The sequence below is a fragment of the Rhodococcus sp. 05-2254-6 genome, from assembly GCF_002258565.1.
In the GTDB taxonomy this organism is placed as follows: domain Bacteria; phylum Actinomycetota; class Actinomycetes; order Mycobacteriales; family Mycobacteriaceae; genus Rhodococcoides.
In genome coordinates, this window is sequence record NZ_NOZF01000162.1 from 1 (window position 1) to 13,847 (window position 13,847).

12 protein-coding genes and 1 other RNA gene are annotated in these 13,847 nt (G+C 63.6%); 6 read left to right on the forward strand and 7 right to left on the reverse strand.

Annotated elements, in window-relative coordinates:
• Nucleotides 1-289 precede the first annotated feature (289 nt).
• The gene (locus CH256_RS28735; protein ID WP_094670631.1) at nt 290-832 is read left to right on the forward strand and encodes a hypothetical protein; all 543 of its coding nucleotides are present in this window, start codon (nt 290-292) and stop codon (nt 830-832) included.
• Here CH256_RS28735 and CH256_RS22660 read toward each other — a convergent pair.
• The 3 genes from CH256_RS22660 to CH256_RS22670 form a co-directional block, all read right to left on the reverse strand.
• Nucleotides 829-2,010 carry a protein kinase family protein gene (locus CH256_RS22660; protein WP_094670632.1) on the reverse strand — a complete coding sequence of 394 codons (1,182 nt, stop codon included), beginning with the start codon at nt 2,008-2,010 and terminating at the stop codon, nt 829-831. The genes CH256_RS28735 and CH256_RS22660 overlap by 4 nt on opposite strands.
• Nucleotides 2,011-2,494: 484 nt before the next feature.
• On the reverse strand, nt 2,495-3,745 hold the full coding sequence (locus tag CH256_RS22665; protein WP_094670633.1) for an SLC13 family permease: 1,251 nt from the start codon (nt 3,743-3,745) through the stop codon (nt 2,495-2,497).
• On the reverse strand, nt 3,742-4,266 hold the full coding sequence (locus CH256_RS22670; RefSeq protein ID WP_094670634.1) for a DUF1697 domain-containing protein: 525 nt from the start codon (nt 4,264-4,266) through the stop codon (nt 3,742-3,744). Before CH256_RS22670 ends, CH256_RS22665 begins: the two co-directional genes overlap by 4 nt.
• Before the next feature lie 63 nt (nt 4,267-4,329).
• Here CH256_RS22670 and rnpB point away from each other — a divergent pair.
• The 3 genes from rnpB to CH256_RS22685 all read left to right on the forward strand — a co-directional run bounded on the left by rnpB (nt 4,330) and on the right by CH256_RS22685 (nt 6,447).
• Nucleotides 4,330-4,771, forward strand: an RNA gene (rnpB, locus tag CH256_RS22675) — RNase P RNA component class A.
• A 60-nt stretch (nt 4,772-4,831) separates the two neighbouring features.
• Nucleotides 4,832-5,014 carry a hypothetical protein gene (locus CH256_RS22680; protein ID WP_045194843.1) on the forward strand — a complete coding sequence of 61 codons (183 nt, stop codon included), beginning with the start codon at nt 4,832-4,834 and terminating at the stop codon, nt 5,012-5,014.
• A gap of 2 nt (nt 5,015-5,016) precedes the next feature.
• Nucleotides 5,017-6,447 (forward strand): RNB domain-containing ribonuclease, encoded by a 1,431-nt coding sequence (locus CH256_RS22685; RefSeq protein WP_094670635.1) that lies wholly within the window; start codon nt 5,017-5,019, stop codon nt 6,445-6,447.
• Here the strand turns inward: CH256_RS22685 and pip are convergent.
• The 4 genes from pip to CH256_RS22705 all read right to left on the reverse strand — a co-directional run bounded on the left by pip (nt 6,437) and on the right by CH256_RS22705 (nt 10,584).
• On the reverse strand, nt 6,437-7,393 hold the full coding sequence (pip, locus tag CH256_RS22690; protein WP_094670636.1) for a prolyl aminopeptidase: 957 nt from the start codon (nt 7,391-7,393) through the stop codon (nt 6,437-6,439). The genes CH256_RS22685 and pip overlap by 11 nt on opposite strands.
• Before the next feature lies 1 nt (nt 7,394).
• Nucleotides 7,395-7,841 (reverse strand): hypothetical protein, encoded by a 447-nt coding sequence (locus tag CH256_RS22695; RefSeq protein ID WP_176460269.1) that lies wholly within the window; start codon nt 7,839-7,841, stop codon nt 7,395-7,397.
• 42 nt (nt 7,842-7,883) lie between these two features.
• Entirely contained in the window at nt 7,884-8,735 is an 852-nt protein-coding gene (panB, locus tag CH256_RS22700) for a 3-methyl-2-oxobutanoate hydroxymethyltransferase (RefSeq protein WP_068052164.1), read from the reverse strand.
• A 118-nt stretch (nt 8,736-8,853) separates the two neighbouring features.
• A complete protein-coding gene (locus tag CH256_RS22705) occupies nt 8,854-10,584 on the reverse strand; it encodes an NAD+ synthase (protein WP_094670638.1) in 1,731 nt (576 codons plus the stop codon).
• An 81-nt stretch (nt 10,585-10,665) separates the two neighbouring features.
• On the opposite strand from CH256_RS22705, the gene CH256_RS22710 reads away from it, so the two are divergent.
• Complete coding sequence (locus tag CH256_RS22710; RefSeq protein ID WP_094670637.1) at nt 10,666-12,234, forward strand: alpha/beta hydrolase; 1,569 nt, start codon at nt 10,666-10,668, stop codon at nt 12,232-12,234.
• A 102-nt stretch (nt 12,235-12,336) separates the two neighbouring features.
• Complete coding sequence (gene glnA, locus CH256_RS22715) at nt 12,337-13,677, forward strand: type I glutamate--ammonia ligase (RefSeq protein WP_032379097.1); 1,341 nt, start codon at nt 12,337-12,339, stop codon at nt 13,675-13,677.
• The last annotated feature ends 170 nt before the right edge of the window (nt 13,678-13,847 follow it).

A 13,847-nucleotide genomic window follows, 5' to 3' on the forward strand; every position in this document is an offset into this window, starting at 1 on the left:
GATGTCGGCATAGGTCGCGCCGGCCTCGTGCAGGGCTTTGAAACGTCGGATGTTCATCCAAGACTCTCCATCTAGGATCATGGCAAGGGCCACCCTTCGGGTTCGTCAACTTTGGCGGTAGACGATTCGAAGGGTGGCCCTTGTCGTGGGCGAGTTACGACAGGACTCGCCGAGCACCTACATATGAGGTTGTACGGGGACCATCACGTGAGGGTGTACACCGATACACCCACGATTGCCGGGACAAGGAGACTGACGGTTTCGCCCTGGAGCGTGGTCTAGTAGACCAATGGAATTGGAAGTCGCTATCGGGTTGATCGGTGCACTCAGCGGGCTCATTGGTGCAGCCGTCGGCGGTGGCGTGACCTTGTTCGCCAACCGCCAGACAAACAAGGATGCGGAAGCTCAACCAGTCAAGGAGCGGACGCAGTACATAGCGGATCGACAGTTCGACGCGCATGTCAGCTTCCTGAACTCGGCCAATGAAGTCCACGAGGATATGCGCCAGCTGTGGGAAGACATCGCGGGACAACACAATTCAATCGCGGCCTCGCACGCTAAGTATCTTGAGTCCTGGCGCATGTATTTCACAAGAACGGCAGCGCCGAGATTGACCGGACCCGCAGAACTGGAACCATCTGCTGCTGCACTCCGAGAAGCGATCTTCGCGTACTCGCAGAAGATGGACGAGTGGATGCGTGATCTTTCCCAGCCCATCAGTGACCAGACGTCGACTGTCGACTGGGAGTTGCAACTAGAGGCTCTAGTCAAGTCATTAACTGAAGCAAAGAATGCGTATATACAGAAGGGTCTGCTATTACTGTCGGTCTAATCCGATTTATCGAGCGCCTCGGGCGCAAGTTCCTCCACTGCTGCAATGATTTTCCTGACCCCTTGATAGCGTTTGGCGGGGTCGGAATGCGAGCACTTATGGACGATCTTCCCGAGATCGGTACCGTCGGGAACAAGATTCTTTGTGCCCTTGAAGATGTAAGAGAGCACAAATCCGACCGCATAGATGTCGTTTACCGGTTTGAAGCTCATAAATTTTTCTAGTGCAGGATCCACAATGGTCCCAAATATTTCCGCCCCCGATTTTGTCAAATCGGATTCAGCTAGCTTGGCAAGTCCAAAATCCGAAAGTTTTATCGTGAACGGACCTTCGGGGTACTCGCGAATAAGAACATTCTTATAGCTTAGATCGCGGTGCATTATCTTTTTCATGTGCAGAAAATTTACCCCGTACAAGAACTGAAGCGCCATACGTTTTCGCAGTGCAAAATCGAACTCCTTTTTGTTGTTGCGCTTCTTGACGTAGTCGAGGAGCGTGCTGTGGCAGTATTCCATAGTGTATGAGTTATCTGCTTCCGAGAACCGATACACCTGCAATATGTACGGGAAATCCAGACTCTTCATTGTGTCGAACTCCCGACGAAATCGGTCTACTTCTTCTTCGTCAGCGCCGTGCTTCAGCTTTTTCCTCGCAATAGTTATGTCGTAGTTGGGATCGGTGAACTTGTGAACCATCGCGTATGCGCCTTCACCGACAACCTTGAGGTTTGCCTTGGAGTGGTTCGGTAGTGTTATCGCGGCGTCGCCGAGAGTAAAAGCGGGTTCGTATTTGTCCACGTCTACGGGCGTGAAGCCCTCTGGTATCGGACTACCGCCAGATGGTTCCAGCCACACCCTAGATGCCGTTAGCACTCGGTGGTACTCAGGTGACAGTTCGACGGACCTACCGGCCTTCTCAAGTGACTTGTAAAGCTCGTCTACCTCGTCGATCACGTCGAGTAAGGCCCGACTGTTCTCTGCGTTGAAGTGTCCAGAGCGACCGTTCCGAGCCTTCAAGTTCATCCAATCGAACTCGCGGTCTAGCCGCTCATGTAGTGACGCGAAGACGCGGGCGGTGTCCCCGCTATCGTTGTACAACGTCAAGTAAGCATCGTCGACCTCGCGATCGACGTACTTCGCTAGGAAGTTCTTTAGGCGTTTCTCTCCGACCGATTCCACATCAAGATTGTGTCAGAGGTTGAGGACACAACGGTGATCTCGTTTGATCAGATGTTGTAAAAACATGCGGAAGAGCACTCCGCCGTGGACATCCCGTCATCCTCGATTGCGACTTTTGTTCGGGCAAAGCGTTGGGTTCGAGGAAGCCGTGTGCTCATGGTTTGCGTCCGCACGATGAGGGCCGGCAACGCAGTGTGGTTGGCCGCAGCGGACGCTTCTACCAACCGCTACCGGGCGAGTGTCGAACACCGCGCGGAGGCGACGGCGGACCCGTGAACTTCAACGCGTTCGGCCAATGGATTTCTAGGCCCTGCGCTCAGCGGCAACCTCAAGACCGTGACCCACCCCACCCGGGTGCCGCATCCCGGCGACGGGGCGCCTAACTCACTTGGAAAGAGCCGCCCCCGATTCCCGCGCAAGCATGGGTCACCATGATCATCGGCGACTCCGGCACACATCGGAGCCAGTAGCTATTTTCTCAGGCCTAGATCTGGAGGGCAAGCCACAGGCCGGCCACGGCCCCGACGATGGTCAGCGGCGTCGTGATTGCGCCCAGAAGAGTGAAGGTGCGCAGATCTGCCGGCTCGTCGTTGGCCGATGCGACGCGTCGCCACAGCATGATTGCCAGCGACCCGACGTAGGTCAGGTTGGGTCCGAGGTTCACGCCTATCACCATGGCCAACAGCAACGCCGGGGGAGCATCAGCACCGAACGCGGCCAGCAGCAGCAGCGTCGCGGGCAGGTTGTTGACGATGTTCGACGCCACCGCCGCAATGGCTGCGGCTGCCAGCAGCGATGCGAAGGTGGTGTCCGACGGCAGAATTCGCGTCAGCCAGTCGCCGATCGAGCCGGTGGTGACGCCGAGAACGACGATGCCGAGCAGAAAGACGAAGCCGCAGAACGGTAGATCGGCACCGCGCAGAATGGCGCGAGCACTGGTGTGCCGGCCCCGGAGTGCGGGGACGGCCAATGCCACCGATCCCATCGCGGCCACCCAGAACGGTTCGACGTCGAACAGGCCTGCCACCGCGAAGCCGATGAGTGTTGTGCCGAGGATGGCCAGCGTGGTTCGCGGTGCGGGGACGTCCTCGGCGCTCTGCTGAGTCGACTTCTCCGGCGGTGCGGCGGTGCGGCTCAGATCCTTGCGGAAGAAGATCAGGAACACCGCCAACTCGATGGCCACCGCGAAAATCCACGGCAGTGCCATCAGAGCGGTGAAATGCAGGAAGGTGAGTCCGGTCGCGGCGAATGCGAGAAGGTTGGTCAGGTTCGATACCGGCAGCAGCGTCGATGCCGAATTGGACAGATGCGCAGTGGCGTAACTGTGTGGACGCGGCGACATTCTCAGAATCCGCGCAGCACCGATGATGGCCGGCGTCAGGAGAACCACGGTGGCGTCGAGACTGAGGACTGCCGTGGTCGACGCCGCCGCTGCGAACACGAGAGTCAGCAGTCTGCGTGGGCTGCCCTTCGCGCCTCGTCGTAGCTTCGCCGCTATCCAGGTGAACACGCCGAGTGCGTCCGAGAGGTGCGCCAGAATCAGAATGAATGCCAGAAAGACCACGGTCGGAGCGAGCTCGAGTACCTGCTCACGTGCAGCGTCGAGGCTGACGAGGCCGACGAGAAGAACGACTGCTGCGGCTGGAAGAGCAGCGACGATCTCGGGGAGACCGCGCGGACGAACGATGGCGAAGACGAGAACGGCGGCGACCAATGCCGCAGCGAGAACGGTCACGCGAGAATCTTCACCAGTGTGCGCACGTTTCGGGTGGTGGTCGTGGCCTTGTACTTCGCTTTGGCGGTAGCTTTCCCGAACGCACTGTCGGTGGTGTTGCCCTTGCGCACCTCCCAATAGAGCACGCTGTTCCCCTCGGCAATCCTTTCGAGTTCAGGGTCGAGTTCTTCTGCAAGAGCGGACAATTCGGTCAAATGGCTGTCATCGCTACCGAACACCACATAAGAATGCCAGCCTTCCCGTTCGGCGTCGAACGGGTAGGACTCCACTATCGCTCGAAGCGTCGGCACGTTCAGCACGACAACCCAGGCCTGATAGCCGAACGCCTGGGCGAGCGTGCTCTCCGCCTGTGCCTTGACGGCGTCGACGCGCAGCGAGGAGCCCAGCAGAACATTGCCGGTCGCCAGAACGGTGCGGACATCGGTGAAGCCGGCCGATGTCAGGGCCTCACGGAGATCGGCCATCTTGATGTTGATGCCACCGACGTTGATGCCGCGGAGCAACACGACCCACTCATTCATGGGAGGAACTGTAGTTCGGTTCCCGGCTGGCGCGGCTCGCCGAGTAGAGTATGCAACCGCGAACGAGTTGGCCGGACGGCTGCGGCTCGGAGGACCGGCGAACGAGTGTCGTCGCGCTTCGGGCCGAGGAAAGTCCGGACTCCACAGAGCAGGGCGGTTGTTAACGGCAACCCGAGGTGACTCGCGGGACAGTGCCACAGAAAACAGACCGCCTGCGGATCGGTTCTTCGGAGTCGAACTGCAGGTCAGGGTGAAACGGTGCGGTAAGAGCGCACCAGCATCCCAGGTGACTGGGATGGCTAGGTAAACCCCGCCCGGAGCAAGGTCGAAGGCTGCATCGCGCAAGGGGTGCAGCTGCGCAGGTGCTCGAGGGCTGCTCGCCCGAGCCTGCGGGTGGACTGCTCGAGGTACCCGGCAACGGTGTGCCCAGATGGATGGTCGTCGACGTCGGACCTGCGAGAGCAGGAACGGCAGACAGGATCCGGCTTACAGGCCGACTCGTTCGCACTCACCATTTCTCCCGCAGTTCGCCTGCGGCGTCGCTCCATGGGGCACACTGGAAGTCATGACCGACGACGACACCTCCTGGTACTACGACATCAGCACCAAGCAGGTCGTACAGGGCAAGCAGACCAACGCCCTCGACCGCATGGGCCCGTATCCGGACAAGGCCACCGCGGAGCAGGCGCTGAAGATCGCCGCGGCGCGCAACAAGGCCGCAGATTCCGACGACGACTGGAACAACTGACGGTGCTGCTCAGCCGGCTGAGGGCCCCGGGCTTCGACTTCGAGACCATCAGATCCGAGTTCGCACTGACCGAAGCGTTCGACGCCGACGCGATGCGCGAGGCCATCGAAGCCCGAGACCTGCACGCCGACAGCAGAATCGACCGCACCGACATCCCGTTCGTCACCATCGACCCACCCGGCTCGAAGGACCTCGACCAAGCCGTACACATCGAGAAGACGTCGAACGGCTTGGTGGTGCACTACGCGATCGCCGACGTGGGCGCACTGGTGACGCCCGGTGGAGCTCTCGACACCGAAACCCGTCGGCGCGGCCAGACGTTCTACCTCCCCGACGGATCCGTGCCGTTGCATCCACGAGAGCTGTCGGAAGGTTCGGGCAGCCTGTTGGAGGGACAGACTCGCTGCGCCGCGCTGTGGACCATCGAACTCGACGACGTCGGCGAGGCGGCCGCGTGGACCGTCACCCGCGCCCTGGTGCGCTCTGTTGCACGGCTCGACTACGCCGCGGTGCAAGCCGACGTCGACGCAGGCACACCGCACCCCTCCATCGCGGCACTGCCGGAATTCGGGGCACAGCGCGCGGCCGCAGCCAGACGACGCGGGGCAATCGACATCACACTGCCCGAGCAGGAAGTGACGCCGCACGGAAAAGGGTGGCGCATCGATCTGCAGCCCCGCACGGCAGTGGACGGGTGGAACGCCGAGGTGTCGCTCTTGACGGGGATGTGCGCCGCCAGAATCATGCTCGACGCCGGCATCGGCCTCGTCCGTACACTCCCACCCGCGCCCGCCGAGGCCGTGGAGACGTTGAAGAAGACCGCAACCGCGCTCGGAATCGATTGGCCGGCAGGGGCGTCGGCCGGCGCAGTGCTGGCCGGTTTGCCTACCGGTGAGCCGTCGACACTGGCGATGATGACCCAGGCGACCGGTTTGCTGCGTGGTGCGGACTATCGCGCATTCGATCGCACCACCAACCCTGCCGACAGCGACGAATCGGTGGAACATTCCGGAATCGGTGCCCCGTACGCCCACGTGACGGCACCACTGCGGCGGCTGTCCGATCGCTTCGCCACCGAGGTCTGCCTGGCGGTCGTCGCCGGAACTCCGATACCGGACTGGGCCGCGCAGGCATTGCCGGAGCTGCCTGCAATCATGCGCGGATCGGATTCCGCGGCATCGAAAGTGGACCGCGCCTGCATCGACCTCACCGAAGCGCACGTACTCAAAGACCGAGTGGGCGAGCAATTCTCAGCGGTCGTACTGCGCGGTGCCGAGGGCAAGCGGGATGCCGAGGTGTTGGTGTCCGAACCGATCGTCCTCGGCAAGTGCGACGGGGAACCGCCCGCGGGGGAGTCGGTGAAGGTCCGGTTGACCCGGGCCGACACCGACTCGCGCGCAGTACGATTCGACTACTCGGCGGTCACGGCCTGAAACGATCCGTCGCCTCGACGAGGTGATGCACGATGCCGGGCTCGGCCGCAGAATGACCGGCATCGTCGACGATCACCAGATCTGCTGACGGCCAGGCCTTGTGCAGTGCCCACGCGCTCGTTGCCGGGCACACGACGTCGTAGCGGCCCTGCACGATGACACCGGGAATGCCGTCGAGCAGGTGGGCGTCGCGCAGCAGTTGATTCTCTTCGAGAAAGCAGTTGTTCCGGAAGTAGTGGTTCTCGATACCAGCGAACGCCAGTGCGAACCGTGCATCCGAATTGGACTGCACTGCATCCGGTTTGGGCAGCAGGTAACTCGTCGCTGCCTCCCAGGTGGACCATGCCACCGCAGCTCGCGTCGCGGCCTCGTGGTCCTCGGACATCAGCTGCCGGTGATACGCCTCGACGAGATTGCCGTCGCGCTCGTCTTCCGGAATGGGTTCGAGAAACTCCTCCCACAGATCGGGGAAGATGTGGCCTGCCCCGCCGCCGTAGTACCAGGCGATCTCCGACGGACGCACGAGAAAGATTCCCCGTAGTACGAGCCCACGCACACGATCACGGTGCGACTGCGCGTACGCCAGGGACAGCGTCGAGCCCCACGAACCGCCGAACACAAACCACGTGTCGATACCCAGGTGCTCGCGGAGCTTCTCCATGTCCGAGATCAACCGGTCGGTGGTGTTGACCGACAGATCTGCACCGTCGGCAATGTGCGGGGTCGACTGCCCGCAGCCGCGCTGATCGAACAACACGATTCGATAGGCCTGCGGGTCGAAATACCTGCGCTGCAACGGATTGGTGGCACCGCCCGGACCGCCGTGCACGAACACCACCGGCGCACCGTCGGGATTGCCGGAGACCTCCCAGTAGATCTGTTGGCCGTCGCCGACATCGAGGTGGCCGGTCTCCGCCGGATCGATTTCGGGGTAGAGGGTCCGCATCTCAGAAGCCCACCAGACCGGACGCGAGGTCCGGAATGTCGAGCGATCGGATGGCCTCGTCTCGTACGTCCGAACAGGTTTCCGTCGTGATGTCGTCGATGATCGCTCGGTCCTGCACCACCTGAAGATTGATGACGCCGCTCTGCGCCGCCCAGGTCTGCACGAGAATGTTGAGCCCGCCGCGACCAAGGGTGGGCCCTTGGACGCGCCAATTGGACAGCTGCGCTTCGAGATCGGTGCACAGCTGCTGCTTCTGCGCGTCGGTGATCGCTGCGCCCGCAGGCGGTGCGGTGACCGTCGGGGTCGGTGCGACCGTCGTGGTGGACGACGAACCGGTGTTGGTGGTGTCGGTGCTGCATGCAGTCGCTACGACGAGAAGCGCAGCCGCGCCTGCCAATGCGACTGCGCTTCTTCCTGCAATGGACGTCGTACCCCGTCTGATTGTCATGGCCCCGAGTGTGCCACCCGAACTCCGGCGAGGCGAGAACGATCAGTAGCTGTGTTCGGGCCCGGGGAAGACTCCCGATCGCACCTCGGACATGTACGTCGTTGCCGCGGTCCGCAGTGAATCGCCGACGTCGGCGAACTTCTTCACGAACTTCGCGGTCTTGCCATTGGTGTATCCGGCCATGTCCTGCCACACCAGTACCTGCGCGTCGCATTCGTTGCCCGCGCCGATACCGACCGTCGGAATGGTCAGCTTGCGGGTCACCTGGCCGGCGATGTCGGCGGGAACCATCTCCATGACGACGGCGAATGCTCCCGCCTCCTGGACTGCGATGGCGTCGGCCACGAGCTGCTCGGACGCATCTCCGCGACCCTGGACGCGGAAACCGCCGAGGGTGTTGACGCTCTGCGGGGTGAAGCCGACGTGGGCCATCACCGGGATGCCCGCGGCGGTGATCGCAGCGATCTGGGCGGCCACGCGCTCGCCGCCTTCGAGCTTGACTGCGCCTGCGAGCCCTTCCTTCATGAACCGAACTGCGGTCTCGAGGGCCTGCTGCGGCGAGGCCTCGTACGTGCCGAAGGGCAGATCCGCCACGACGAGGGCGTGCGGTGCGCCGCGGACCACTCCGCGAACCAACGGAAGAAGCTCGTCCACGGTGATCGGCACGGTGGTGTCGTAGCCGTAGACGACGTTGGCCGCCGAATCGCCGACGAGGAGAACAGGTACGCCGGCTTCCTCGAAGATGCGGGCGCTGGAGTAGTCGTATGCGGTGAGCATTCCCCAGCGCTCACCGTCGGCCTTCATCTGCAGAAGGTGGTGGGTGCGGGTCTTGCGGGTCAACGCGGTGGAGGGTGCTTCCTGGGCAGATCCGCCGTACACAGCAGTTTCGGACATCTTTGTCCCTTTCTGGTCCTCGAGGCCCGCTCGGCGGGTCCCCGGGATGGGGTGTGATGACGTGCTCGAGTCTGCCACTGCGCGCGAACTGCCGGGCAGCTACCGGCAGTGCAATTCGTCACACCTCGTCGAGCGTCGCGTGGTCCCGCCAGCCGTTGGTGATCGGCATGCGGCGATCGCGACCGAACGCACGAGAGGTGACCTTGGTACCGATCGGGTACTGGCGCCGCTTGTATTCCGACGCATCGACCTTGCGCAGAATGTCCGCGACCACCGCCGCGTCGAACCCGGCCGCCACGATGTCCGCGAACCCTTGGTCGTGATCGACGTAGCGAAACACGATGGCGTCCATTTCGTCGTAGTCGGGCAACGAGTCGGTATCGAGCTGGCCCGGCCGGAGCTCGGCGGACGGCGGCTTGTCGATGCTCGACTCGGGTATCGGAGGGATGTCACCACGGTCGGCAGCGGACTTGTTTCGCCACCGCGCCAGATCCCACACGAGTGACTTCGGCACGTCCTTGATCGGCGCGAAGCCGCCGACGGCATCCCCGTAGATCGTCGAATAGCCCACGGCCAGCTCGGATTTGTTACCGGTGGCCAGCACCAGATGGCCGAAGCTGTTCGACAGTGCCATCAACACCATGCCCCGGCAGCGGGCCTGAATGTTCTCCTCGGCCAAGCCGGTCAGATGCAGCTGGTCGACGTAGCAGGCCACCATGTTCGCAATGGGCTCGACGCGGAAATGGATACCGGTGCGCGACGCGAAATCCTCTGCGTCGGTGCGGGAGTGACCCGACGAGTACGTCGAGGGCATCGACACTCCGTGTACCGCGTCGTGGCCGAGGGCGTCGACTGCGATGGCGGCGACCACCGCAGAATCTATCCCGCCGGACAATCCGAGAGCCACCGAACGAAAACCGTTCTTGTGCACATAGTCTCGTAGTCCGGTCACCAGTGCGCCCCACACTTGTTCCTCGGTGCTCGCTATCTCTGCGAGGTACGGCTCGGCTCGCTGCCAGCCGGTGATCGCGACGTCGGGCAGCGGTATCCGGTCGATGCTCCAGCCGGGTACCGCCGCGGCGTCCGGACCCGGATCGGCGGGCGCATCGACGTCGACGATCAACAGATGCTCGACGAACTGCGGGGAGCGGCCCCAGGTGGAACCGTCCGGCCCGACGACGAAGCTCGCCCCGTCGAACACCAGCTCGTCCTGTCCACCGACCACGTTGACGTAGGCGATCGGGGCACCGATCTCGGTGGCTCGGCGCGCGGCGATGGAGCGGCGCACCTCGTCCTTTCCTTGCTCGAAAGGGCTGGCGTTGAGGCAGAGCAACATGTCGACTCCGGCTGCCCCGTAGGCCGGCACCGGCCCGCCCGGCTGCCAGATGTCCTCGCAGACAACGACACCGAGCCGCAGGCCGTTCACCGTCGTGATGCTCAGGCCGGATCCCGGAGCGAAGTAGCGGGCCTCGTCGAACACCCGGTAGGTGGGGAGCGAGTGCTTGTCGTATCGAGTGGCAACCCGTCCATCGGTGATCACTGCCGCGCTGTTCCGCGAGCCCTCGGCGTCGCGATCGAGGTAACCGACCACCACGATGCGGTCGCCGCACCCGGCACTGTCCAAGGCGGCAGCCAGCTCGGTGAGGGCGCGAGCCGATGCGGCGGCGAACGACGGTCGCAGAGCCAGATCCTCGACGGGGTATCCGGTCAGCGCCATCTCCGGGAACACCACCACGTTGGCACCGTCGTGGGCCGCGCGGACCGTCCACTCGACGATGGCTGCGGAGTTCGCCGCAAGATCGCCTACGACGGAGTTGATCTGGGCGAGGGCGAGTCGAAGTGCCTGCACTGCGCCCACGCTAGTGCTCGCACGACGTCCCCGCCGGGCAGCGAGAGCGGCGCGCTCGAAAGACCTGGCACGATCGTGTCCATGAGAACGCGCACCAGGAAGTCGGCCGTGGCGATGTCGGCCGTGGCCGTGGTGCTCGCAGGCTGCTCCGGCCCCGAGCCCACCGCCACACCGGAGAACTCCGCGGTGCCCGACGCCTCGTCGCCGGCATCGGTCGCCGGCCCGATTCCCTCGGGGCTCGAGGCGTTCTACACGCAGACGCTGGAGTGGGAGTCCTGCGACAGCTACAACACCGACGGCAGTGAACTGGGAAGAGCCGTCGAGTGCGCGATGGTGACTGTGCCGTTGGATTATGCAGACCCCGAGGGCAAGACGATCGAGGTCGCCATCTCGCGAACGGAGGCGACGGGCGAGAAGATCGGGTCGGTACTGATGAACCCGGGCGGGCCCGGGTCGTCGGGGCTCTACCTCGCCGGGCAGGCGGAAGGCACCGCCGTCGCCGATCGCTTCGATCGGATCGGCTTCGACCCGCGCGGGATCGGAGCATCCGATCCGGAGGTGCGATGCCTGACATCCGAGGAGGTCGACGAGGAACGTCGCGAACCCGATGTGGACGTCAGCCCCGAGGGCATCGCGGCGACCGAGGCCGAACATCGGGACTACGCCGCGCAGTGCGTCGAGCGCACCGGGGCGGACGTGCTCGAACACGTCGGCACCCGGGAAGTGGTGCGCGACATGGACGTCATCCGTGCGGTACTCGGCGACGAGAAACTGACCTACATCGGTTACTCCTACGGCACCCGAATCGGGACCGCGTACGCCGAGGAGTTCCCGTCCAACGTGCGCGCAATGGTGCTCGACGGTGCGCTCGATCCGGACCAGTCACCCGTCGACGAAGCCGTCGCCCAGGGCGCGGCATTCCAGACCGCGTTCGATCAGTTCGCCGCCGACTGTGCACAGACCGACACCTGCCCGCTCGGAACCGATCCGGCCCAGGCCGTCGAGCAGTTCCGATCGCTGGTCGACCCGCTGATAGACCAGCCGGCCGAGACGACCGACCCTCGCGGTCTCAGCTACGACGATGCGATCACCGGTGCCCAGCAGGCGCTGTACTCGCAGCAGCTGTGGCGTCTGCTGCGGGCCGGATTGAACGAACTGCGCGACGGCAGGGGCGACACCCTGCTCCGGCTCGCCGACACCTACTCCGGACGGCTCGAAGACGGCAGCTACACCAACATCGACGACGCGTTCAACGCTGTTCGCTGCGTCGACGGCCCGCCGACCACCGATCGCGCCGAGGCCGACGCGGCGGACGTCAGGTTCCGCGCCGCCGCGCCGTATCTGGACGACGGCCGGGCGACGGGCAACGCGCCGCTCTACCTGTGCGCCTTCTGGCCGGTGCCGAACACGAGCGAACCGCACATCGTCGACGTCGAGGGACTGCCGAACCTGGTGGTGGTCTCGACGACCGACGATCCGGCCACGCCGTACCAGGCAGGTGTGGAGTTGGCTGCTCAGCTGCGCGGCGATCTGGTGACCTACGAGGGCACCCAGCACACGGTCGCCTTCTCGGGCGTCGAGTGCATCGACGATCCGTTGGTGAACTATCTTGTCGATCTGGTTCCGCCGGGGGACGGATTGCGGTGCTGACGTGCTACCTCACCACCCGGAAAGTGTGCTGAGAGTTTCACGAAGTGAGACCGAATTCACGATGTAACACAGATTTAACTCCGTTTGCTTACTCTCGCGTTCATGGATCGTCAAAAGGAATTCGTGCTCCGGACCCTCGAAGAGCGCGACATTCGTTTCGTCCGCCTCTGGTTCACCGACGTCCTCGGGTACCTCAAGTCGGTGGCCATCGCCCCCGCCGAGCTCGAAGGGGCTTTCGACGAGGGAATCGGTTTCGACGGTAGCGCCATCGAAGGATTCGCTCGCGTGTCCGAGGCCGACACCGTGGCCAAGCCCGATCCGTCGACGTTCCAGATTCTGCCGTGGTCCACCAGCAAGGGCCACCAGCACTCGGCGCGGATGTTCTGCGACATCGCCATGCCCGACGGCTCGCCGTCCTGGGCCGACTCGCGCCACGTGCTGCGTCGCCAGTTGAGCAAGGCCGCGGACCTCGGGTTCAGCTGCTACGTGCACCCCGAGATCGAATTCTTCCTGCTCAAGGACGCCCCGCAGGACGGCTCACCGCCGACCCCGGCCGACAATGGAGGTTACTTCGACCAGGCCGTCCACGACTCGGCTCCGAACTTCCGCAGGCACGCCATCGACGCGCTCGAGTCGATGGGAATCTCGGTCGAGTTCAGCCACCACGAGGCCGCACCCGGCCAGCAGGAGATCGACCTCCGCTACGCCGACGCACTGTCGATGGCCGACAACATCATGACCTTCCGCTACGTGGTCAAGGAGGTTGCCATCGAAGAGGGTGTGCGCGCGACGTTCATGCCCAAGCCGTTCAGCGACCAGGCCGGCTCGGCGATGCACACGCACATGAGCCTGTTCGAGGGCGATGCCAACGCGTTCCACAACCCGGACGATCCGATGCAGCTCTCGGAGACCGGCAAGTCGTTCATCGCCGGCATCCTCGAACACGCCAACGAGATCAGCGCCGTGACCAACCAGTGGGTCAACTCCTACAAGCGACTCGTGCGCGGCGGCGAAGCACCGACCGCTGCATCCTGGGGACCGGCGAACCGCTCGGCACTGATTCGCGTGCCGATGTACACCCCGAACAAAGCATCCTCGCGGCGCGTCGAGATCCGTAGCCCGGACTCGGCCTGCAACCCGTACCTGGCATTCGCGGTGCTGCTCGCGGCCGGTCTTCGCGGAATCGAGAAGGGCTACACCCTGCCGCCCGAGGCCGAGGAAGACGTGTGGGCGTTGACCTCCGCCGAGCGTCGCGCCATGGGGTACAAGGAGCTACCGGGCAACCTCGATCAGGCCTTGAACGCGATGGAAGGCTCCGAACTGGTCGCCGAAGCACTGGGCGAGCACGTCTTCGACTTCTTTCTCCGCAACAAGCGTCGCGAGTGGGAGGAATACCGCAGTCACGTCACGCCGTACGAGCTGAAGGCCTACCTGGGTCTTTAACAGCACGGCGTCGTCATGGGCTACGTTCTACTCGATCCTTCAATGGTAGTTCCGATGCCGACGCGAGCACCCTCGCGCCGCTGTGTACTGACGACGAGGTAATTCTGTGGCACCCCGAGGTGGATTGTAGATGGTGCGTCCTCCGACCTCCAGATCCGTCGTTCCCGGAC

Excerpts from the sequence above, each read along its gene's own strand:
- CH256_RS28735 (WP_094670631.1), top strand. The coding sequence starts at position 290 with ATGGAATTGGAAGTCGCTATCGGGTTGATCGGTGCACTCAGCGGGCTC.
- CH256_RS22670 (WP_094670634.1), bottom strand. The coding sequence starts at position 4,266 with ATGAATGAGTGGGTCGTGTTGCTCCGCGGCATCAACGTCGGTGGCATC.
- CH256_RS22680 (WP_045194843.1), top strand. The coding sequence starts at position 4,832 with ATGACCGACGACGACACCTCCTGGTACTACGACATCAGCACCAAGCAG.
- pip (WP_094670636.1), bottom strand. The coding sequence starts at position 7,393 with ATGCGGACCCTCTACCCCGAAATCGATCCGGCGGAGACCGGCCACCTC.
- CH256_RS22695 (WP_176460269.1), bottom strand. The coding sequence starts at position 7,841 with ATGACAATCAGACGGGGTACGACGTCCATTGCAGGAAGAAGCGCAGTC.
- panB (WP_068052164.1), bottom strand. The coding sequence starts at position 8,735 with ATGTCCGAAACTGCTGTGTACGGCGGATCTGCCCAGGAAGCACCCTCC.
- CH256_RS22710 (WP_094670637.1), top strand. The coding sequence starts at position 10,666 with ATGAGAACGCGCACCAGGAAGTCGGCCGTGGCGATGTCGGCCGTGGCC.
- glnA (WP_032379097.1), top strand. The coding sequence starts at position 12,337 with ATGGATCGTCAAAAGGAATTCGTGCTCCGGACCCTCGAAGAGCGCGAC.